The sequence below is a fragment of the Microbacterium sp. ProA8 genome, from assembly GCF_039905635.1.
Taxonomy (GTDB): domain Bacteria; phylum Actinomycetota; class Actinomycetes; order Actinomycetales; family Microbacteriaceae; genus Microbacterium; species Microbacterium chionoecetis.
On sequence record NZ_CP157000.1, the window covers coordinates 1635876 to 1658024 of the forward strand.

Here is a 22149-nt window from a genome sequence, read left to right on the forward strand (position 1 = left end):
TGAGCCGGTCAGGATGCGGCGGGCACGACCGCCGCGACGGCATCCTCGACGGTCGGGTGCGAGAACACGAAGCCCGACTGCTGGAGCACCTCGGGGACGACATGCGCGTCTGTGGTGAGGAGGGCATCGGTGGCGTCGGGTCCGAGCACGAGCTTCATGCCCCAGACCGGGGCGCGCAGCAGGAACGGCCGGTTCATCCGCACCGCGAGGGCGAAGCCGAGATCGTTCGCCGTGGCGCGGGTGGGGCCCGTGAGGTTCACGGCGCCGGTGAGGCGCGCGGCGATCACGTGGCGGATCGCGCGCACCTCGTCGTCGAGCGAGATCCACGGCCAGGCCTGCGTCCCCCGTCCGATCGGCCCGCTGAGCCCGGCCTTCGTGAGCAGGAGCAGCGGTTTCAGCACGCCCTGTGGATGCACGATCGGGGCGGTGCGGAGCACGGCCACCGCGGCATCCTCGCCCGCGCCGAACGCTGCGGCTTCCCACTCCCCGCACAGATCCGCGAGGAACGACTCGCCGCGCGCAGCATCCTCGTCGAGCTGCACGCCCGGCCGGGAGCCGTAGTAGCCGACGGCCGAGGCCGACACGAAGTGCGGGGCATCCGCTCCCAGTTCACGCACGGCGCGGGCGAGCGCGCGGGTCGGCGAGATGCGCGACCACAGCAGCGTGTTCTTGTACGAGCCTGTCCAGGGGAAGCGGCCGATGCTCGCGCCGTTGAGTCCGACGACGGCGTCGGCGCCGGCGAGCACCGCCGGGTCGAGCGGCTCGGCCGTCGTCAGCCACTCGACTTCGTCGGCGGCTTCGGCCGGCCGGCGCACGAGGGTCGTCACCGAGAAGCCGTCGGCGCGGAGGCTCTCGACGAGAGCCCCGCCGATGAGTCCGGACGCCCCCGCGACGACGATCCGCCGACCGCCGTCAGCGGGCGGTCGGCTCTCCGTCGAGCGGCCTTCAGGCAAGCGTCGCCTCGAGGGTGATCTCGATGCCGGCGAGCGCCTGCGAGACCGGGCAGCCGACCTTCGCACCCTGCGCGATGCGCTCGAAGTCCTCCGGCTCGAGGCCCGGCACGACGGCGTTGACGTTGAGGTGGCTGCCGGTGATGCCGGTGCCCGGCTTGAACGTCACCGACGCGGTGGTGTCGATCGACTCCGGGGGAGTGCCGTTCTCGGCCAGCGCGAGCGACAGCGCCATGCTGAAGCACGAGGAGTGCGCTGCGGCGATGAGCTCCTCGGGCGTGGTGACCGAGGTGGATCCCTCGCTGCGCGCCTTCCAGTTGACGGGATAGGTGCCGAGGCCCGATGACACGAGGCTGACCTCGCCGGATCCGTCGAACAGAGCGCCCTTCCAGGCGGTGCTGGCTTCGCTGGTGACGGTCATGAGGGCCTCCTCGCTCGCGGTGCGCCCGGGTGGTGGGCGTCTCGCGTCAGCCTAAAGCGTCGGATGCCGCGCCGCGACGGTTCGTTCGGCTCGTGTCGCGACGCTCTTGTCCCTCTTCGACAAAGGCCGTCAGGCTCGCCTCCTCCGACGCCGGGCGTCAGGCCGCGGCGGGACGCGCGCGTCCGACGATCCCCGCACGCTGCAGCAGGAGGTAGAGCTGGCAGCCGAGGCAGAGCCCGAACACGGCGTTGAGGAAGGCGGCGACGAAGGCGGCCGCAGCCGCGATCGTGAGACCCCACGGAACGCCGAGCAGGTGCAGCACGAGCCCGATGACGGAGACGAACAGCCCGACGCCCTGCGCGAAGCGCGGCGGGCGCGGATCTTCCAGCTCAGTCGGCGGTGAGAGACGCGGCGCCACCACCTTGCGGTACAGCACGCCCCACGGTGCGGTGCGCGGCGACACGACTCCCCACAGGAACAGGAGTGCGACCACGAGCAGGAGAAGGAAGGCGGGGTCGAAGAACCGCTGCGCCGGGGAGGTGAACGTGATGAGCCAGGGGATCCCGCCTGACACGAACGCGAAGTCGACCGACTGGTCGCCCAACCAGCCGAAGGGAACCAAGACGGGTCCCATGAGGTGTGCCGTCGACAGTCCCGTCAGCCCGAGGAACACCACGACGAGCAGCAGCACCGAGGTGATCGCCGCGGCGAAGCGGGGGCCGCGGGGATCGATACCGCGCGGGGCTGCGGCATGGGTGTCAGACACTCGCGTCCTCTGCGATCAGCCGGTTGAGCTCGAGCTCCAGCACATCGCGGCTCGGAGCGCCGCCGAAGCGGGTCTGCACGACGCCGTCGCGGTCGAGCACGAGCGTGGTCGGCGTCTGCAGCACGTGGAAGTGCTTGGCGATGTCGGGGCGATGCGTGAGATCGACGTCGAGGTGGCGCACACCGACGTGACCGTCGGCGATGTCGGAGAGCGTGCGGTGCACGCCGGGGCAGCGCGCGCACATCTCGGTGCTGAACTGCAGGAGCGTCGCGACTTCGCCGAGCCCGTCGGCGCCGAGGCGGGCGGGCTCGATGACCTCGTGCTCGACGTTGTGGCGCGCGTGCGACTGGCGCCAGTTCAGGAAGACGCCGAGCGCCACCGTCGCCGCGAGCAGCACGGCTAGGGCGATGAGGGCTCCGACCAGGGTCACAGCAGATCAGGCTAACCCTTTTCGCCTGTCAAGGGGCCGTATGTGTGTGAATAAGTCCCGTTCGCCACAACACGGCGGTCGTGTCGGCCGGCGCGGCGCGGCCCCGGCCCGCACGCCGTGGGGCGCGGGTATCGTGGCAGCCGTGACGACGCCGATCCCCACTCCGTACGAGGACCTGCTGCGAGACGTGCTCGAGAACGGCACGCACAAGGACGACCGCACCGGCACCGGCACGACCAGTGCGTTCGGCCGGCAGATCCGGTTCGACCTGTCCGAGGGGTTCCCCCTCATCACCACGAAGCGCGTGCACTTCAAGTCGATCGCGTACGAGCTGCTGTGGTTCCTGCGGGGCGAGTCCAACGTCGCGTGGCTGCAGGAGAACGGCGTCTCGATCTGGGACGAGTGGGCGGATGCCGCGGGCGAGCTGGGCCCCGTCTACGGCGTGCAGTGGCGCTCCTGGCCGACGCCGTCGGGCGAGACCATCGATCAGATCGCGCTCGTGCTCGACCAGATCCGCGCGAACCCGGACTCCCGGCGGCTGATCGTCTCGGCGTGGAATCCCGCCGACATCCCCGACATGGCGCTCGCGCCCTGCCACGCGCTGTTCCAGTTCTACGTCGCCGACGGCAAGCTGTCGTGCCAGCTCTATCAGCGCAGCGCCGACCTGTTCCTCGGCGTCCCGTTCAACATCGCCTCCTATGCGCTGCTGACCCTCATGGTGGCGCAGCAGGCCGGGCTCGAGCCGGGCGACTTCGTCTGGACCGGCGGCGACTGCCACATCTACGACAACCATCTCGAGCAGGTGCGAGAGCAGTTGACCCGAGACCCGTACCCGTACCCCACGCTGCGCATCGCCCGCACGCCGGACTCGATCTTCGAATACCGCTACGAGGACTTCGTGGTCGAGGACTACCAGCACCACCCCGCGATCCGCGGCGCCGTCGCGGTATGACGACGCCCATCGCGCGGGAGGACAGAGGTGCAGGCCGCATCGGCGTCCGCCGGATCGGCCTGATCTGGGCCGAGGCGCACCACGGCGTCATCGGCGCGCAGGGCGGCATGCCCTGGCACGTTCCCGAAGACCTCGCCCACTTCAAGACCCTGACACTCGGGGCGCCGGTCGTCATGGGCCGCCGCACCTGGGAGTCGTTTCCGGACCGATTCCGCCCGCTGCCGGGCCGGCGCAACATCGTGATCACCCGGCGGTCCGACTGGAACGATGCCGGTGCCGAGCGCGCGGCGTCGCTCGAGTCGGCACTGGCGCTGGCCGCCGAGGGCGACCCGGAGCGGATCTGGGTGATCGGCGGAGGCGAGCTGTTCCGCGAGGCGATCGATCTGGCCGACCTGCTGGAGGTCACCGAGCTCGACCTCGAGGTCCCGGGCGACACGCAGGCGCCCGACCGCGCCGGCTGGTGCACGATGTCGACGGACCCGGTGGAAGGGTGGCACACCTCGAGCTCCGGCATCCGTTATCGGTTCCTGCGACTTGCGCCGCCCGACCCGCCGTCCGAAGGCCCTCGCCAATAGGCTGACGCGCATGGCGAAGACGGCGCTCATCACCGGTGCGAGTTCGGGGCTCGGCGCCGAGTACGCGAGACAGCTGGCGGCGAGGGGCGCGCACCTGGTGCTCGTCGCCCGCGACAAGCAGGCGCTCGATCGGCTCGCGGTGGGGCTGCGGTCGACGTACGGGGTGGAAGTCGAGGTCGTCGTCGCCGACCTGTTGAAGCCTCGCCAGCGCGAGCGGGTGGAGGCACGCGTCGCCGATGAGGCGCGGCCGATCGAGATCCTCGTGAACAATGCCGGGTTCGGCCTGCCGCTGGCGTTCGAGCGCAACGACGTCGACGACGAGGTCCGGCATCTGCAGCTGCACGTCGAGGTGCCGATGCGGCTGACCCATGCCGCACTAGGCCCCATGCTGGCGCGCGGCCACGGCCGGATCGTGAACGTGGCGTCGGTCGCGGCGTTCATCCCGCGCTCGACGTACGGCGCCTGCAAGGGCTGGCTCGTGAGCTTCAGCCGGTGGGCGAACGGGCGGTACGGCCCTCGCGGCGTGACCGTCACCGCGGTGTGCCCGGGGTACACGCACACGAACTTCCACGAGCGGCTCGGGCTGCCCCGCGGCGAGGGGGCGTGCCCGATCGGATGTGGCTCGACGCCCGCGATGTGGTGACGGATTCGCTGCGCGACGTCGCCCGCGGCCGGGCGGTGTCGATCCCGTCGCGCCGCTACAAGGCTCTCGTCGCGCTGGCACGCTTCGCGCCGTCGTCCCTGGTGGCCCGCATCGGCGAGCGCGGCCGGTAGGTCACGCGGCGTCCTCTTCATCGTCGTCGGGGAGGGGCCGGCGCTGCGATCGACGCAGCACGTCGGAGAGGGCGGTGGGCACGGACGACGTCCCTCCCACCATCAGGCGGTAGCCGACGCCGCGCACCGAGACGATCCGAATGCCTGGACGCCCGGCGAGACGGCGACGGAGCCTCTTGATCGCGGAGTTCACGTGCTCGCGATCCCCCAGGTAGTCCGTTTGCCAGACCTGTGCCGTGAGGTCTTCGAACGACCAGACACGGTGGGTGTCGGAGGCGAGGGCGGCGAGCAGGTCGAATTCCTGCGCCGATAGGTGCACACGGATGCCGGCCACGGACACCTCACGGGAGGCCGACGCGATGCGCAGCGTCCCGATGATGAGCGGTGCCGCGGGGCCGGCGGCGGGGGTGTCGAATGCCGAAGGGACGACCGCGGGCGGTGGCTGAGCTGCCGGATCGGCCTGATCGGCGTGGACGTCCCCCAGCAGCGTGAGCGCGCCCTCGACATCGGGTGCCGCAACGACGACCGCGAGGTCGCGGAGGAGCTTCGCGAGCTCTCCGACATGCCGGAGCGGCATTCCCACGCAGAGCACCATCACCTCGTCCGCCTCCTGCACCACTCCGCTCGACACGCCACGTCCTTTCCGCCGATGAAGACCTGACCTGTCTAGCAGTCGAGTGTTTCATCTGCCTCATGCCACATTCCCGCGGGTTAACGATTCCATGAGAGCGCTCTCATGGACCGGCGGCGACAGAAAGTTTTCGCCCACGAGCCGACCCCGAACCGCCCTTGTCGCCCGACTCGCGGCGGGCCCAGCATGAGCGTCATCCCCTCAACCGGATTCGCCGTCGGCGCCGCGCATCGTCGGCGCCCCGACCGAAGGACCCTCGTGCGTCATCCCCTCCAGCGCAGACCACGCGCGGCCGCCGCCGTCCTCGCCGCCGCGACCCTCGTCGCCACCCTCCTCGGATCGCCGCCGGCCGCGGCGACCCAGCCGTCTCCGCCCGTACTGCCGGACGGTCAGGCGGGGGCGGACGCATGGCGGCACGGCATCCTGCCCGACGCCGGCACGCCGACGGACGACGCGGCGCTCGAGAAGCTGACCGACGAGGCTGAATCGCAGCTGACCGAGGCGGGGGCCGCGTCGTTCTGGGTGCGCTTCGCCGACCGAGCGGACCTCGCAGCAGCCTCGGCCATCGCGGACTGGGACAAGCGGGGTGCCGCGGTGCGGGACACGCTGCGCGCGCACGCCGAGGAGTCTCAGGCCACGGTGATCGCGGAGCTGGATGCGGCCGGCGCCGCCTACACATCGTTCTGGGTGTCGAATGCGGTGCTGGTCACGGGCGGTGATCTCGCGCTCGCGACGACGCTCGCTGCGCACAGCGAGGTGTCGCAGATCCGCGAGGTCACGACCTACGCCCACGCGGAGCCGGTCGAATCGGTCCCGGCCGCGGCAGGCGAGGGCGCGAACATCGACGGCGTCGCATGGGGCGTCGACGAGATCGGCGCGCCTGCCGTCTGGGAGCAGGGGATCACCGGCGAGGGGATCGTCGTCGCCAACATCGACAGCGGCGTCGATGTGACGCATCCATCGCTGCACGACCGCTTCCGCGGGCTGCAGGCCGACGGGTCGATGGAGCTCGACTACAACTGGCTCGACATCGACCGCTGGTGCGGGTCGGCGTACGGGCCGTGCGATCCCGACGGTCATGGTACGCACACCATGGGGACGATCACCGGGGACGGCGGCGAGGGTGAACGCATCGGCGTCGCACCCGGAGCCACCTGGATCGCGGCCAACGGCTGCGTCAAGTGCACGCAGACGGGTCTCATGCTCTCGGCGCAGTGGATGCTCGCCCCGACCGATACCTCCGAGGACTGGGCGAACGGCGACCCGTCGAAGCGGCCGCACATCGTGAACAACTCCTGGGGCGACCCCGCGTCGAAGGACCCGTTCTTCGACGACATCATCGCGGCGTGGAACGCGTCCGGCATCTTCAGCGCGTGGTCGGTCGGCAACTCCGGCCCGGCGTGCGACACCGCCGGCAACCCCGGCTCGCAGCAGGTCACCTACTCGGTGGGCGCGTACGGGGAAGACGGCGACATCGGCTACTTCTCCTCCCGTGGCCCCGGGCAGGACGGCGACGTGAAGCCGAACATCTCCGCGCCGGGCGTGCGGATCCGCTCGGCCGCGGTAGGGGGCGGCTACCGTCTGGAGACCGGCACGTCGATGGCCGCACCGCACCTGGCGGGCGCCGTCGCGCTGCTCTGGAGCGCCGCGCCGGCGCTCGTGGGCGACATCCCTGCCACTCGTGAACTGCTGGATCGCACCGCGCGTGACGTGGACGACACGCGCTGCGGCGGCGACGCCGACGACAACGCGGTGTGGGGTGAGGGCAAGCTGGATGCCGCGGCGCTCATCGCCGCCGCTCCCACCGGCGCCGGCACACTCGCGGGCACGGTGACGGATGCCGACGGTGCGCCGCTGGTGGGCGTCGACGTCGTGGCCGACGGCGAGTTCGGCCGCGCGACGAAGACGGCGGACGACGGCACGTTCGCTCTGCCGCTGGTGCCGGGCGCGTACGACGTCACCCTCGAGTCGTTCGGCTACGCCGCCCGCACCGTCGAGGTCACCATCGCCGACGGCGAGACGTCGGACGCCTCGGCGAGCCTTGCCGCAGCGACCCGTCACACCGTCTCGGGCACGCTGACGGATGCCGCGGGCGACCCGATCGCAGGGCTCGAGGTCGCGCTGAACGGGCCGCTCCCGGCCTCGACGACCGACGCCGCCGGCCGGTACCGGATCGAGGACGTGCCGACCGGTTCGTTCACGCTCACCACGACCGGAGATCGCTGCGTCGCGCCACTGGAGCGGACTCTCGTGGTCGACGGCGAAGAGACGGTGGATGCCGCGCTCGAGCGCGTCGCCTTCTCGGGCGGGTACTCGTGCACGTCGACCGAGGCCCCGCTCCCCACGGGAAGCCAGGTGCTCGACATCCGCGCGAACGGGGGCTCCACGGCGATCGAGCTGCCGTTCGCCTTCCCCTCGTTCGACGACCGCTACTCGACCGCCTACGTCTCCGCGAACGGATTCCTCTCGTTCGCGTCCTTCGAGGGGGAGTGGACCGGGCAGCGACCGATCCCGTACCCGGGTGGCGTCATCCCCGGCGGTGTCATCGCGCCGTTCTGGATGCTCCTCGATCTCGACGGCGCCTCCGCTGTCCTCTCGGCCGAGACGACCGTCGACGGCACACCCGCGGTGACGATCGAGTGGCGCAACGTGTTCCTCATCTTCTCTCCCGACCAGCGGCTCACCTTCTCGACGACCTTGGTCGCGAACGGCGACGTCCTGTTCTCCTACGGGGAGGGCGTGGGAGCCGACGCCGAACGCGCCGGCTGGAACGCGTCGGTCGGTATCGAGGCCGAGGGCTCCCAGGTCGGCGCCCAGTACTCGCGGTACGAGCCCGTCCTGCAGGCGGGGCGGCAGATCCGCTTCACCCGAGACGAACGGGCCTGGCTCACGGGCACGGTGACCGACGCGAACGACGGCGCTGCCGTCGCCGGCGCCACCGTGGCCGCCGCGGGCGCGGACGGAACGACGGTGACCGCATCGACCTCGGGCGACGGCACGTACGAGCTCGCCGTCCCCGTCGGCACCGTGGAGGTGACCGTGACCGCGCCGAACTACGCGGCCGACTCGCAGACCGTCGAGTCGGCCTCGTGGAAGGATGCCGCATCCTTCTCGCCCGCACTGAAGACCGGCGTCGTGACGCTGTCGACGTCGCAGCTGTCGCTCACGTCCGATGGGCGCGGGAACGACTCGGTCGAGGTCACCGTGAAGAACTCGGGCTCCGCGCCGCTGCACCTGTCGTTCGACGAGATGCCGCGCGATCCGCAGCTCTCTGCGCCGGAGGCGGGCATGCCGGTCGAAGGCGTCTGGACCGCCATGCCGGTCTCGAGCGCCTTCGGTGTCGGGTACGACGGCCGGCTCTGGGTCTCGGACTGGAAGGAGCAGCGCAACGCGCTCTACTCCGTCACCGGGGAACGCCTCGGCGACGCCCCGCACGTCGCCGAGATGGACGGCGCCGACCGGCTCGAGCTGGCGTTCGACAGTCGATCGGGCGACATGTGCCAGATCGTGAACGGCGGCGACTGGAGCATCCACTGCTTCGATCGTGCGTCCGGAGACCAGACAAGGGTCATCACGGGGTATTGGGCCGATCAGCAGGCCTACAACGCGCTCGCCTACAACCCGGTCGACGACGTGTTCTACCTCGGCAGCGGCTACGTCGGCACCGTGCTCACCGTCGCGGGGTCCACCCATGCCCAGCCGGGCAAGGTGGTGAACGCCTGTGCCGTGCCCGAGCCGGCGCTCGGGTTCGCCTACAACGTCGGTTCCGACACGCTCTGGTACTCCACCTTGGGCGGGGAGGCGCCGCAGTTGGTGCAGATCGATCCGGACTCGCCGGCGACGTGCACGCGGTATCGCACCGTCGACACCTTCCTCTCTCCGCAGGGCGCCGCCGGCATGGAGTTCGACGAGGCGGGCAACCTCTGGGTCGTCGACATGAACAACGCCCTCATGTGGCGGCTCAATGTGGAGGATCCCACGTTCGCGGACGTCCCGTGGATCGATCCGAACCAGGACGCCGCGACCCTCAAGCCCGGCGGCAGCAAGACGTTCAAGGTCAAGGTCCAGGGCTCCCTCGCGGCGACGGGCGCCAACGCGGCGACCCTGCTCGTCGACTCGGACGCGGGCCGCGCGAGCCGCACCTATCTGCCGGTCGACCTCACCCGGTCGGCTCGGTGACCGCCGGCGAACCCGCCGGCAGCTTCCACCCCACAACTGGAGGAAAAATGCAACGCCCCGCGAAACTCGCCGCGTGCTCGGCGCTGGTGGGCACGGCTCTCGTGCTCGCCGCCGTCGTCCCCGCCGCGGCATCCGGTCCTGCCCCTTCCGCGGCCGCCGCTCCGGCCGCCTCGGCGCCGGAGTCCGACACGCCGAAGCTGATCGACGGCATCGCCGAGCCGACCGACGCCCAGGGACCCGCCGACAAGGCCGCCCTGGCACACCTCAAGGCGAAGAAGGACCGCTACCACATCCCGTCGGCCGAGACGAATCTCGTCGTGACCGACGTGACCGAGGTCGGCAGCGACGAGACCGTGCGCTTCACACAGCAGCACGGAGGCGTCGAGGTGCTCGGCGGACAGTACATCGTGCGCATGAAGAAGAAGGATGCCGAGCGGATCGTCACGGGAACCTCGGGGCAGTACTTCACCGACCTGACCGTCGGCGTCGAACCCAAGATCTCCTCGGAACTCGCCGTGGCGCGTGCGGTTCAGGCGGTGCAGTACGGCGGGAAGGCCGCGGGCACCGTCGGCGGCGAGACGAAGGCTACGCTCACCGGGTCGGACCAGGGTCTGGTCGTGCTGCCGCAGGGTGCGGGCGTCCTCACGCGACACGTGACCGTGCGCGGCACGGATGCCACGGGCGCCCCGGTCGTGCAGGAGGTGTACATCGAGGCGACGACCGGCTTCCCGACGCTGCAGTACAGCGGCATCCAGACCTTCGGAATCGCGGGGGCCGCCGCCCCCGCCGCTGCGGTCACAGCCGCGACCGACGAGGGCACCGGGGCGGACGGCACGGGCACGCTGCTCACCGGTGTCGATGTGCCGGTCAACCTCACCCAGGACGCGGCGAGCGGCGCGTTCCTGCTGCGCGACACGACCCGCCCGGGCACCCCCATCGAGACGTACGACGCCTCGGGCGTCGTGGGCTACTCGTACCCGAACGGAACGATCCCCGCCGGTGCCGCGCTCGCCTCGTCGCCGACGGCAGCGCTCGGGGCCGAGCTGACCACCATGGGGGCCGTCGATGCCCACTGGGGCGCCGGTCAGGTGTACGACTACTTCAAGAACCGCCTCGGGCGCGACAGCATCGACGGCAAAGGCCAGGAGATCCGCTCGATCGTCGGCCTCGTCGAGTGGGAGGGCGGGACGACCTGGAACCAGGCCTACTGGGACGGGTACCAGATGGCGTACGGCGCCGGCGACGGCTGGAGCTTCAAACCGTTCACGGCCGACCTCGACGTGCAGGGCCACGAGCTCACCCACGGCGTCGTCCAGCACACGGCGGGACTCGTGTACGTCGGTCAGTCCGGTGCCCTGAACGAGGCGTTCGCCGACTACTTCGGCAATGCGATCGACGTCGATGCGACGGGCACGCCCCTCAGCGACCCGAACGCGAGCCTCCTCGGCGAAGACCTCTGCTACGCCGCGTCGCCGACGGCGTGCGCGCTGCGCGACCTCGACGACGGCGCCGGCATCGACAACTTCGCCGGCTACCCGTACTTCTACGATGCGGGCGGCGTCCACCTGAACTCGACGATCTTCGGCGGCGCGCTGTGGGACATCCGCGAGGCGCTCGGCGGCGAGACGGCGGACCCGATCGTGTACCGCGCCCTCACGGACTACCTGACTCCGCTCGACGGATTCACCCAGGCCCGCGATGCCGTGCTCGCGGCGGCGAAGGCTCAGGGTCTGAAGGGCAAGAACCTGAAGTCGGTGCAGGCGGCGTTCGACTCCCGGGGCATCGTGACCGGCTGGGAGAAGGAGCTCGGACGCGACGGGACCGTCCTCTTCGAGAACCTCACCGACTACCGGGGGGTCTCGTGGGCGGGGGCCGGCGGCGGCTGGTGGACCATCGCGGACGTGCCGAGCCTCGACGGCTCGGGCTATCTCGGCATCTACGCGGGCACGATCGACCGCAAGGTCAAGCCGGCCCTCGTGAGCACACCCGGAGAGTGGACCGATGTCTACCCCGACACCGACGGCAAGACCGTCGTGTGGATCCGGTTCTCGCCGGCAGGATCCCAGGTGATGGCGAAGTCGCTCGCGGGCGGCCCCGAGCGGGTCGTCTACACGACCCCGACGACCCTGTTCAATGTGCGCGTATCCGACGGTGTCGTGGCGTGGGACGGCCTCGACGAAGAAGGGGCCCGCCGAGTGGGCTTCGCGAAACTCGGCAGCGGCACCGCCACGCTCCTGCCCGGCACCGCGACCGGAGTGCCCGACATCACGGCCGGCAAGCTCGCGTACGCTCGCGAGTTCCCGACCGAGGTGTCGCTGCCCGACGGCACCTACACGCGGATCTTCACCGCGGTGGAGGTGCTCGACGTCAACACCGGCGCGGTGATCGAGGTCGGCCCCCGGACGCAGGGGTCGATCATCCGTCCGACCATCGCGGGCGAGTCGGTCGTCTGGGGTGCCGACGACCGCAACGACCCCTACAGCGCGATCCGCAAGGCCCCGGTCGCGGGCGGCACGTGGAGCGACATCGTGCCGGAGAGCAACGTCGGCGGACTGCACATCCACGATCTCGTCGCGACGTCGACGACGATCACGGTGACGTCCGAGGGTGACAGCGAGCGCCTGGGCGGCGGGGTTCCGGCCCTGCTGCAGTACACGCTCGACGGAAAGTCGCTCGGCAAGGTGACGTGCAGCTCGGGCTTCACCGACCGTGCCGCCGCCGATACCGGCTCGACGGTCGTCTGGGTCGACACGGCCACGTCGTACGACACGCTCGTGATGCGGACCACTCCGGCAGGCACCTGCTCCTGATCCGCTGACACCGGAGGGGATGGATGCCGCGCCCCGCGGCATCCATCCCCTTCGCATGCGTGCGGGCACGCAGACCGAGGGAGGAGTGGCGAGCCTCCGAGCCGATAACCTGAAGGCATGACGCATACGGGAAACCCATTCGGACAGGTTCTCGTCGCGCTCGTCACTCCGATGACGGCCGACGGCGAAGTCGATTGGCCCGCTGTCGAGAAGCACATCGACGACGTCATCGGCGCGGGCGCCGACGGCATCGTCGTCACCGGCACCACGGGCGAGACGTCGACCCTCACCGACGCGGAGAAGATCCGTCTCGTCGAGGTCGGCAAGGATGTCGCAGCGGGGCGGGCCAAGATCATCACCGGCGGCGGCTCCAACGAGACGGCGCACGCGATCGAGCTCTACAAGGCCAGCGAGAAGGCCGGCGCCGACGCCATCATGATCGTGACGCCGTACTACAACAAGCCCACGCAGGCCGGAATCCTCACGCACTTCCGCCTCGTCGCCGACGCCACCGATCTGCCCGTGATCCTCTACGACATCCCGGGCCGCACGGGCGTGCCGATCCGGTACGAGACGATCCTGCGCCTCGCCAAGCACCCGAACATCCTCGCCATCAAGGATGCCAAGGGCGACTTCAGCGAGGTCAGCCGCGTGCTCAACCAGACCGACCTGATGTACTTCTCGGGCGACGACCCCAACGTGCTGCCGCACCTCGCGATCGGCGCGGTGGGTCTCATCGGCGTCACCGCGAACATCGCGCCGGCGCCGTACCGTGCCATCGTCGATGCCGTGAACGCCGGCGACCTGAAGACGGCGACCGCGGCGCACATGCAGCTCGAGCCCCTCGTGCGCGCTGTCATGACGCACGTGCCCGGCACCGTGTCGGCGAAGTACATCCTGCACGGCCTCGGCCGCATCGGCAGTCCGCGCGTGCGCCTGCCGCTCGTGGGGCCGGAGGAGTGGGAGGCCGCCAAGATCGAGGACGAGCTCGCCCTCGTGACGGGTGTCCCCGGCGCAGATTTCTCGAATTTCCGTCCCGACCGCAACGCCGCCGCCGGCGGCGCCCTGCCGAAGGTCTCAGGCACGACGAGATGACGAAGTGCCGTCGCCGATCGGGCGACGGCGCGATGATGAACGGATGCCGCGGCATCCGGAGGAGGCTTCACAATGCCCACCACCCCGTACGACCCGCCGGAGCTCGAAGCGGGCACCCTCCGGGTCGTCCCGCTCGGCGGCCTCGGCGAGGTCGGCCGCAACATGACCGTCTTCGAGTACGGCGGCAAGCTGCTGGTGGTCGACTGCGGCGTGCTGTTCCCTGAGGAGCACCAGCCCGGCGTCGACCTGATCCTGCCGGATTTCGAGCCCATCAAGGGGCGCCTCGACGACATCGTCGGCGTCGTGCTCACGCACGGCCACGAGGACCACATCGGCGCCGTGCCCTACCTGCTGAAGCTCAAGAGCGACATCCCCATCGTGGGCTCGGGCCTGACCCTGGCGCTGACCGAGGCGAAGCTCAAGGAGCACCGTATCCGGCCCTACAGCCTCACGGTCGCCGAGGGCCAGCGCGAGAACCTCGGCCCGTTCGAGCTCGAGTTCATCGCGGTGAACCACTCGATCCCCGATGCACTGGCCGTCGCGATCCGCACCCCCGCGGGCACCGTGCTCGCGACCGGCGACTTCAAGATGGACCAGCTGCCGCTCGACGGCCGCCTCACCGACCTGCGCGCGTTCGCGCGGCTGGGGGAGGAGGGCGTGGACCTGTTCCTCGTCGACTCCACGAACGCCGACGTTCCCGGCTTCACGCCGCTGGAGCGCTCGATCGGGCCCGTGCTCGACCAGGTCATCGGCAAGGCGCCGCGCCGGGTGATCGTGGCGAGCTTCTCCAGCCACGTGCACCGCGTGCAGCAGGTTCTCGACGCCGCGGCCGCCCACGGCCGGCGCGTGGCCCTGCTCGGCCGCAGCATGCTCCGCAACATGACGATCGCCGAGGACCTCGGCTACCTGCACGTGCCTGAGGGCGTGCTCATCGACTACAAGAAGGCGCGCGACCTCCCCGACGACCGGATCGTCTACATGTCGACCGGCTCGCAGGGCGAGCCGATGGCCGTGCTCAGCCGCATGGCGAACCTCGACCACGCGATCGAGCCCGGTCCGGGCGACACCGTCATCCTGGCGTCGAGCCTCATCCCGGGCAACGAGAACGCGGTCTACCGCGTCATCGACGGCCTCACCAAGCTGGGTGCGAACGTCGTGCACAAGGGCAATGCCAAGGTGCACGTCTCCGGCCACGCCGCCGCCGGCGAACTGCTGTACTGCTACAACATCCTGAAGCCGAAGAACGTGCTGCCCGTGCACGGCGAGTACCGCCACCTCATGGCGAACGCGCGCCTCGCCCAGGACACCGGTATCGCGCCCGAGCGCACTCTGCTCGCCGAGAACGGCACCGTCATCGACCTCAAGGACGGCGAGGCCCGCATGGTCGGCCAGCTCGACCTCGGGTTCGTCTACGTCGACGGGTCGACCGTCGGCGAGATCACGGATGCCGACCTCAAGGATCGCCGGATCCTCGGCGAAGAGGGCTTCATCTCGGTGATCGTGGTGGTCGACGCCTCGACCGGCAAGGTCATCTCGGGTCCCGAGATCCACGCGCGCGGGTTCGCCGAGGACGATGCGGTGTTCGAAGCCGTCAAGCCGAAGATCGCCGCAGCCCTCACCGAGGCTGCTCAGTCGGGCGTCCGCGATCCGCACGCGCTGTCGCAGATCGTGCGCCGCACGATCGGCCGCTGGGTCAACCAGTCCCTGCGCCGCCGGCCGATGATCGTCCCGCTCGTGATCGAAGCGTAGCGAGATCACCATCGGGCGGAGTATCGAAGCGTAGGCCTCGGCCTCGCCGAGACCGGGGATTCTCGCCGAGACAGAGGGCGTCGCCCTCGGTCTGGCCCGGATTCCCCGGTCTCGGCCGCGGCGACGTCGCCACGAGTGTCATCGCCTGTAACACACGCGCCGTAGCATCAGCCTCGTGGCCTCTTCGTTCCGCATCCGCCCCGCCGTGGCGGCCGACGGCGCGTTCCTCGGCGACATGGTGGTCGAGGCCGCGAACTGGCGCCAGGGCGGTGCGCGACCGCGACACGAGGTGATGGACGGCGCGGATCACCGTCGCTACGTCGCCGGCTGGACACGGCCCGGCGACGCGGGGTTCGTCGCGGAGGACTCCATCGGGCAGCCGGTGGGGGCGGCGTGGTACCGGATGCTGCCCCGCAGCGACCCGGGATTCGGATACGTCGGCACGGGTGTGCCCGAGCTCATCATCGGCGTGCGCCCCATCTGGCGGGCGCACGGCGTGGGTCGTGCCCTGCTGCAGGAGCTCTGCGAGCACGCGCGATCAGCCGGCTACGCGCGCATCAGCCTGAGTGTCGAGCGGGGCAACTTCGCGTCGACGCTCTATCGCAGCGAAGGCTTCGCGGTCGTCCGCAGCGGCGTCGGCCGCGACACGATGGTGAAGCGTCTGCGCTGAGAATCCGCGGCATCCCGGCGCCCCGCGGGGTCGCGGGTCGGGCGGCGTGGTTGCCGCCGAATGTCGGCGGACCGGCCTACCGTGGGGGGATGGCCAGGAGCTCAAGCCCGACCAAGGGGTCGCGCGCGTCTTCGAGCGCATCGACGAACACGCGCGCGAGCGCGTCGTCGACCGCGCGCAAGCCCGCCGCGAAGCCGGCACCCGCGCCCAAGCGCTACGTCGATCAGCCGGAGCGGCCTCCCGTCATCGTGCGGGCCTGGCTGGGGCTCGCCCATGCGACCGGCGGCCTCTTCCGTGCGTTCGGTCCCGAGACCCTCGAGAAAGAACAGCGCCGCGACGGCTTCCCGTTCCTGCTCGTGCTGCTGGCGATCGCCGGCGCCGTCGACGAGTGGTTCTTCATCGGCAACGAGGTCGCCGCGACCATCAGCGCCTACACGGTGGGTGCGGCCCTCGGCCGCGAGGCGTTCGTGCTCCCGGTGCTCCTGCTCATGCTCGCCGGCTGGATGTTCCGCCATCCGTCGTCGGTGCACGACAACGGGCGGGTCGGCATCGGCTTCGGGCTGCTCCTGGTCACGATCGCCGGCTTCTGCCATGTCGCCGGGGGCCGTCCCCAGCCGAATGCGGGACTCCCGGCGCTGAGTGAGGCGGGCGGGCTGTTCGGCTGGATGCTGGGCGAGCCCCTCGCTCTCATGCTCACCGACGTGGGCGCCTACATCGTGCTGTCGGTGCTGGCGGTGCTCAGCATCCTGATCATCACAAAGACGCCGCCGAATCGCATCGGCCGCCGCCTGGGCGAGCTGTACTCCTGGATGTTCGGCGCCGAGCTGCGGGAAGAGAAGTCGCCGGATGCCGCCGCCGCGGTGTCGGAAGACGAGGGCGACCCGTCCCTCCCGTTCTGGCGCCGCAACAAGACGGGCCGCGAGAAGGACCCGGTGGGCGGGCTCGGATCCCAGGATCTCACCGAGCTGCTGCCGGCGGGTGCGACCCAGGGCGGCTTCGAGCAGGCGATCGTGCCGCCCGTCACGCCTCCGCCCGCGCCGGCGACCGACGCGCTCACCGAGGTCATCGACCCCGCGGTGCTGTCGGCCGCCAAAGCGGCCACCTCGTCGCGCACGTCGCTGCGCGACGACGCCCAGATCATCGAGGACGACGGCACGCTTCCGGGCCTCGACGGCATCGGCTCCGCCACCGCGGTCGATTCGCCCGCAGCCCCGTATCGGCTGCCTTCGGTCAACTCCCTCGCCGCCGGCTCGCCTCACGTGGCGCGCTCGCAGGCGAACGACGACACGGTGCGGGCGATCACGAGCGTGCTCGATCAGTTCTCCGTCGACGCGCGGGTGACGGGCTTCTCGCGCGGACCGACCGTGACGCAGTACGAGATCTCACTCGGCCCCGGCGTCAAGGTCGAGCGCATCACCGCGCTCACCAACAACATCGCGTACGCGGTCGCGTCGAACGAGGTGCGCATCCTCGCGCCCATCCCGGGCAAGAGCGCCATCGGCGTCGAGATCCCGAACGTCGACCGTGAGATCGTGACGCTCGGCGACGTGCTGCGCTCGACCACCGCCGCCAACCAGACGCACCCGATGACCATCGGCGTGGGCAAGGACGTGGGCGGCGGCTACGTGGTCGCGAACCTGGCCAAGATGCCCCACCTGCTCGTCGCGGGGTCGACCGGCTCCGGCAAGTCGAGCTTCGTGAACTCGATGATCACAAGCCTCCTCATGCGCGCCAAGCCCGCCGACGTGCGCATGGTGCTCATCGACCCCAAGCGGGTCGAACTGACGTCGTACGCGGGCGTGCCGCACCTCATCACCCCCATCATCACGAACCCCAAGAAGGCCGCCGAGGCTCTGCAGTGGGTCGTGAAGGAGATGGACATGAGGTACGACGACCTCGCGTCCTTCGGCTTCCGTCACATCGACGACTTCAACAAGGCGGTCGTGGCGGGCGAGATCACGCTGCCTCCGGGCAGCGAGCGGGTCCTGAAGCCGTACCCCTACCTGCTCGTCGTCGTCGACGAGCTCGCCGACCTGATGATGGTCGCGCCGCGCGACGTCGAGGACTCGATCGTCCGCATCACCCAGCTCGCCCGGGCCAGCGGCATCCATCTCGTCCTCGCGACGCAGCGTCCGTCGGTCGACGTCGTCACCGGCCTCATCAAGGCCAACGTGCCGTCGCGGCTCGCGTTCGCGGTGACGAGCGTCACCGACTCCCGGGTCATCCTCGATCAGCCCGGCGCCGACCGTCTGATCGGCCAGGGCGACGGCTTGTTCCTCCCGATGGGCGCGTCGAAGGCGATCCGCGTGCAGGGCGCGTGGGTGAGCGAGAAGGAGATCGAGTCGGTCGTCAAGCACGTGACGATGCAGGCGCGCCCCGAGTACCGCGCGGACGTCGCCGCGGTGACCGAGAAGAAAGAGATCGATGCCGACATCGGCGACGATCTCGAGCTGCTGCTGGCCGCCGCCGAGCTCGTGGTCTCGAGTCAGTTCGGCTCGACCTCGATGCTGCAGCGCAAGCTCCGCGTCGGCTTCGCCAAGGCAGGCCGACTCATGGACCTGCTCGAGTCGCGCGAGATCGTCGGGCCGTCCGAGGGCTCCAAGGCGCGGGACGTGCTGGTGACCGTCGAGCAGCTGCCGTCGGTGCTCGCGCGCATGCGCGGCGACGACGTGCCGGCGGCGGCGCCTGCTCCAGCGGTGCCCCCGCCGGCGGACGACCCCTATGGGACGGATGCCGTGACCTCGCAGTACGACGGCTATCCCGTGGTCGAGAGCGACGATGGCTCCGAGGACGCCTGGGGACTCACCGGCCGAGACTGAGGCGCTGTGCAGCGTCCGGCGCGGCCGGCGCCCTGCGCGCCGATAGGCTCGGGCCATGGCCATCCCGCGGCAGCTGCCCAACGCGATCACGATCGTGCGCATCCTGTGCGCGCCGGTCTTCCTGTGGCTTCTCCTCGCCGACGGGGGAGCGGACGGCGCGCTGCGCTGGTGGGCGGCGGCACTGTTCATCGTCGCTATCGCGACCGACGGGATCGACGGCTATCTCGCCCGCCGGCATGACATCGTCACGGATCTGGGCAAGCTGCTCGATCCCATCGCCGACAAGGTCCTCACCGGGTTCGCATTCGTCGGACTGTCGATCCTCGGCGAGCTTCCCTGGTGGATCACGATCGTCGTCCTCATTCGCGAGATCGGCATCACGGTGTACCGGTTCATGGTGGTGAGCGACCACGTCCTCGCTGCGGCGTGGATGGGCAAGCTCAAGACACTCGCCCAGGGCATCGCGCTGTCGCTCGCGCTGCTGCCGCTGTGGACGCTCGTCGGCGAATGGATCTTCTGGGTGAACGGTGTGCTCATGACGATCGCCGTGATCCTCACGATCGCGAGCGGCATCGACTACATCGTGACCGAGCTGCGTGCCGCGCGCGCGAAGCGGAGGAACGCGTGACGGATGCCTCGTCGCCCGGCACGGTGGACGAGCATGGCGTCGGTGAGACGCCGCCTCGCCCCGACGCCGTCGCGGTGCTGCGGGGCCTCGACGGACGCGGCTGGTCGATCGCCGCGGCCGAGTCGCTCACCGGCGGCCGCGTCACGGCTGCGCTCGTCGACGTGCCGGGGGCCTCGGCGCACGTTCGCGGAGGAATCGTCGCGTACGCGACCGATGTGAAGGCGAGCCGGCTGGGCGTCGATGCCGAGCTCCTCGCGGCACGCGGCCCGGTAGATCCGGACGTGGCCGTGCAGATGGCGCAGGGCGTGCGAGGCGCGCTGCGCGCGGACGTCGGCCTCGCGACGACCGGCGTCGCCGGCCCCGACCCGCAGGACGACAAGCCCGTCGGCACGGTGCACATCGCCGTCGCGACGCCCGAGACGGTGGTCGTCTCATCGCTCGCCCTCTCCGGATCGCGTGACCAGATCCGCACGCAGACCGTGCAGCGCGTGCTGGAGCTGGCGCTCACCGTGCTGTGAGGCATCCGGGGTCCGTGGTCGTTCGGGCCGGGAACAGACGGTGTTTCGTCTCGGTTACATTCGGTGATTCCCACCCATTGCCCAGTTGTCGGGATTAGATTGGCATCATCCGGTGCTGTACTGTTGGGCACCCGGAAGACGGTGGAATCAGAAGTGAGGAGGGGCCCTGATGATCCTGGTACGTCAAGAGATCGGTGAAGTGCTTCGTGATTTCCGCCAGCAGAAGGGACGCACCCTCCGCCAGGTCGCGGGACGCGCGAGCGTCGCACTCGGCTACCTGAGCGAGGTCGAGCGCGGCCAGAAGGAGGCCTCGAGCGAGATCCTCGCCTCGGTGGCCGAAGCGCTGGACGTCCCCATCTCGACGATCATGCGCGAAGTGGGCGACCGCATCTCGGTGCTCGAGGGAATCCAGACCTTCCCCGACGTGGTTCCCGACGACCTCGTGGCCTCGGTCGACGCCGAGCTCTCGCTGCGCTGACACCGTTCCGTCCTCGAGGAACCGTCGATCGCCATGCGTCGCAGTGAGTTCGACCGCGCTGTCGCGGACGAATTCGGCGCGCGTGCGAACGCCGTCGTGACCGATCTGTTCCTGTCGCAGGTCGGCGGGCGCACCGCCGCCGAGGCGATCGCGGCGGGTGTCGATCCGCGCGAGGTCTGGCTCGCACTCTGCGACGAGCTCGACGTCCCGCCCGAGCGCCGCTACGGCGTGGGACGACTGGAACCGCGTCGTCGCTGAGCGCTTCGGCGCCGTTCTCCGTTCGCGCGGCGGTCGTCGCTTCGTGCGATGACACGCGGCGTGTCATCGAAGAAGTGTTCGAGAACGGCGTAGGCTCCTGCACAGCAGGTGTCGAGAGCGTGTTTTCCACGGACGCGGGGGGAGCGAAGGCCGATGTCGGAGCCCTTCCCTAACGTGAACAGCGTCGAACGACACCTCACGCCTTGTCGCAGCATCCGTCCCACCGGGCCGGAGCGCGACAGCCTACAGGCGACGGAACGCGAGCATAGAGGAGCACGTCATGCCATCACCCGTTGACCGCGAGAAGGCCCTGGAATCGGCCCTCGCCCAGATCGACCGGCAGTTCGGAAAGGGCTCGGTGATGCGCCTCGGCAGCGACGAGCGCGCCCCCGTCGAGGTCGTGCCCACCGGCTCGATCGCCCTCGATGTCGCGCTCGGCATCGGCGGACTCCCGCGCGGCCGCATCATCGAGATCTACGGTCCGGAGTCGTCGGGTAAGACGACGCTCACGCTCCACGCGATCGCCAACGCGCAGCGCGCCGGCGGCATCGCCGCGTTCATCGACGCGGAGCACGCACTCGACCCCGACTACGCGCAGAAGCTCGGCGTCGACATCGACGCCCTGCTCGTGTCGCAGCCCGACACCGGCGAGCAGGCGCTCGAGATCGCCGACATGCTGGTGCGTTCCGGCGCCATCGACCTCATCGTGATCGACTCGGTCGCGGCGCTCGTGCCCAAGGCCGAGATCGAGGGCGAGATGGGCGACTCGCACGTGGGTCTGCAGGCGCGCCTCATGTCGCAGGCGCTCCGCAAGCTCACGGGTGGCCTCAACCAGACCAACACCACGATGATCTTCATCAACCAGCTGCGCGAGAAGATCGGCGTGTTCTTCGGCTCGCCCGAGACCACCGCGGGCGGCAAGGCGCTGAAGTTCTACGCGTCGGTGCGTCTCGACATCCGCCGCATCGAGACCCTCAAGGACGGCACCGAGGCGGTCGGAAACCGCACGCGCGTCAAGGTGGTCAAGAACAAGATGGCACCGCCCTTCAAGCAGGCCGAGTTCGACATCCTGTACGGCGTGGGCATCTCGCGCGAGGGCAGCCTCATCGACTTCGGCGTGGAGCACGCCATCGTCAAGAAGTCCGGTGCCTGGTACACCTACGAGGGCGAGCAGCTCGGCCAGGGCAAAGAGAACGCGCGCAACTTCCTCATCAAGAACGAGGATGTCGCGACCGAGATCGAGTCGAAGATCAAGACGAAGCTCGGCATCGGCGTTCCCAAGGGTGCCGTCGAGGGCTCGGTCGAAGACGAGCTCGCGGCACGCCGTCCGGCCTGATGGTCCGATTCGTCGATAGCGGGGACGAGTCCGACGTCGGAACCGACGACGGACTCGCCCCCGTGACGCCGCTCTTCGGCGGTGGGGGAGCGCGCTCCTATCCCGCGACC

Annotated in this window: 18 protein-coding genes and 1 pseudogene; 14 read left to right on the top strand and 5 right to left on the bottom strand. The window is 70.1% G+C overall.

What is annotated here, in order from left to right; translation table 11 throughout:
- Positions 1-8: 8 nt before the first annotated feature.
- The 4 genes from ABG085_RS06990 to ABG085_RS07005 form a co-directional block, all read right to left on the bottom strand.
- Positions 9-953 (bottom strand): TIGR01777 family oxidoreductase, encoded by a 945-nt coding sequence (locus ABG085_RS06990; RefSeq protein ID WP_347978686.1) that lies wholly within the window; start codon positions 951-953, stop codon positions 9-11.
- On the bottom strand, positions 946-1371 hold the full coding sequence (locus tag ABG085_RS06995; RefSeq protein WP_347978687.1) for an OsmC family protein: 426 nt from the start codon (positions 1369-1371) through the stop codon (positions 946-948). The genes ABG085_RS06990 and ABG085_RS06995 overlap by 8 nt, the downstream gene beginning before the upstream one ends.
- A gap of 157 nt (positions 1372-1528) precedes the next feature.
- A complete protein-coding gene (locus tag ABG085_RS07000; protein ID WP_347978688.1) occupies positions 1529-2137 on the bottom strand; it encodes a DUF4395 domain-containing protein in 609 nt (202 codons plus the stop codon).
- Complete coding sequence (locus tag ABG085_RS07005; RefSeq protein WP_347978689.1) at positions 2130-2567, bottom strand: thioredoxin family protein; 438 nt, start codon at positions 2565-2567, stop codon at positions 2130-2132. The genes ABG085_RS07000 and ABG085_RS07005 overlap by 8 nt, the downstream gene beginning before the upstream one ends.
- 142 nt (positions 2568-2709) lie before the next feature.
- Between ABG085_RS07005 and ABG085_RS07010 the strand changes: the two genes are divergently transcribed.
- The 3 genes and pseudogenes from ABG085_RS07010 to ABG085_RS07020 all read left to right on the top strand — a co-directional run bounded on the left by ABG085_RS07010 (position 2710) and on the right by ABG085_RS07020 (position 4868).
- Positions 2710-3519: a thymidylate synthase gene (locus tag ABG085_RS07010; RefSeq protein ID WP_347978690.1), complete on the top strand. Its 810-nt coding sequence runs from the start codon at positions 2710-2712 to the stop codon at positions 3517-3519.
- A complete protein-coding gene (locus tag ABG085_RS07015) occupies positions 3516-4094 on the top strand; it encodes a dihydrofolate reductase (protein ID WP_347978691.1) in 579 nt (192 codons plus the stop codon). The genes ABG085_RS07010 and ABG085_RS07015 overlap by 4 nt, the downstream gene beginning before the upstream one ends.
- Positions 4095-4104: 10 nt before the next feature.
- Positions 4105-4868, top strand: a pseudogene (locus ABG085_RS07020) (SDR family oxidoreductase).
- A 1-nt stretch (position 4869) separates the two neighbouring features.
- Here the strand turns inward: ABG085_RS07020 and ABG085_RS07025 are convergent.
- A complete protein-coding gene (locus ABG085_RS07025; RefSeq protein WP_347978692.1) occupies positions 4870-5499 on the bottom strand; it encodes a winged helix-turn-helix domain-containing protein in 630 nt (209 codons plus the stop codon).
- 258 nt (positions 5500-5757) lie between these two features.
- Between ABG085_RS07025 and ABG085_RS07030 the strand changes: the two genes are divergently transcribed.
- The 11 genes from ABG085_RS07030 to recA all read left to right on the top strand — a co-directional run bounded on the left by ABG085_RS07030 (position 5758) and on the right by recA (position 22039).
- Positions 5758-9678, top strand: coding sequence for a S8 family serine peptidase (locus tag ABG085_RS07030; RefSeq protein WP_347978693.1), 3921 nt, complete (start codon positions 5758-5760; stop codon positions 9676-9678).
- A 47-nt stretch (positions 9679-9725) separates the two neighbouring features.
- Positions 9726-12488, top strand: a complete 2763-nt coding sequence (locus tag ABG085_RS07035; protein WP_347978694.1) for a M4 family metallopeptidase — start codon at positions 9726-9728, stop codon at positions 12486-12488.
- A gap of 117 nt (positions 12489-12605) precedes the next feature.
- Entirely contained in the window at positions 12606-13583 is a 978-nt protein-coding gene (gene dapA / locus ABG085_RS07040) for a 4-hydroxy-tetrahydrodipicolinate synthase (protein ID WP_347978695.1), read from the top strand.
- Positions 13584-13655: 72 nt separating this feature from the next.
- Positions 13656-15332, top strand: coding sequence for a ribonuclease J (locus tag ABG085_RS07045; RefSeq protein ID WP_347978696.1), 1677 nt, complete (start codon positions 13656-13658; stop codon positions 15330-15332).
- 175 nt (positions 15333-15507) lie between these two features.
- On the top strand, positions 15508-16002 hold the full coding sequence (locus tag ABG085_RS07050; RefSeq protein WP_347978697.1) for a GNAT family N-acetyltransferase: 495 nt from the start codon (positions 15508-15510) through the stop codon (positions 16000-16002).
- Positions 16003-16091: 89 nt separating this feature from the next.
- The gene (locus tag ABG085_RS07055) at positions 16092-18821 is read left to right on the top strand and encodes a DNA translocase FtsK 4TM domain-containing protein (protein WP_347978698.1); all 2730 of its coding nucleotides are present in this window, start codon (positions 16092-16094) and stop codon (positions 18819-18821) included.
- Between the two features lie 55 nt (positions 18822-18876).
- Positions 18877-19449, top strand: a complete 573-nt coding sequence (gene pgsA, locus ABG085_RS07060; RefSeq protein ID WP_347978699.1) for a CDP-diacylglycerol--glycerol-3-phosphate 3-phosphatidyltransferase — start codon at positions 18877-18879, stop codon at positions 19447-19449.
- A 74-nt stretch (positions 19450-19523) separates the two neighbouring features.
- Positions 19524-19967, top strand: a complete 444-nt coding sequence (locus ABG085_RS07065) for a CinA family protein (RefSeq protein WP_347979300.1) — start codon at positions 19524-19526, stop codon at positions 19965-19967.
- Positions 19968-20136: 169 nt separating this feature from the next.
- A complete protein-coding gene (locus ABG085_RS07070) occupies positions 20137-20445 on the top strand; it encodes a helix-turn-helix transcriptional regulator (RefSeq protein ID WP_163620678.1) in 309 nt (102 codons plus the stop codon).
- Positions 20446-20478: 33 nt separating this feature from the next.
- Complete coding sequence (locus ABG085_RS07075) at positions 20479-20703, top strand: DUF3046 domain-containing protein (protein ID WP_347978700.1); 225 nt, start codon at positions 20479-20481, stop codon at positions 20701-20703.
- Positions 20704-20983: 280 nt separating this feature from the next.
- Positions 20984-22039 (top strand): recombinase RecA, encoded by a 1056-nt coding sequence (recA, locus tag ABG085_RS07080; protein WP_163620680.1) that lies wholly within the window; start codon positions 20984-20986, stop codon positions 22037-22039.
- Positions 22040-22149 lie beyond the last annotated feature (110 nt).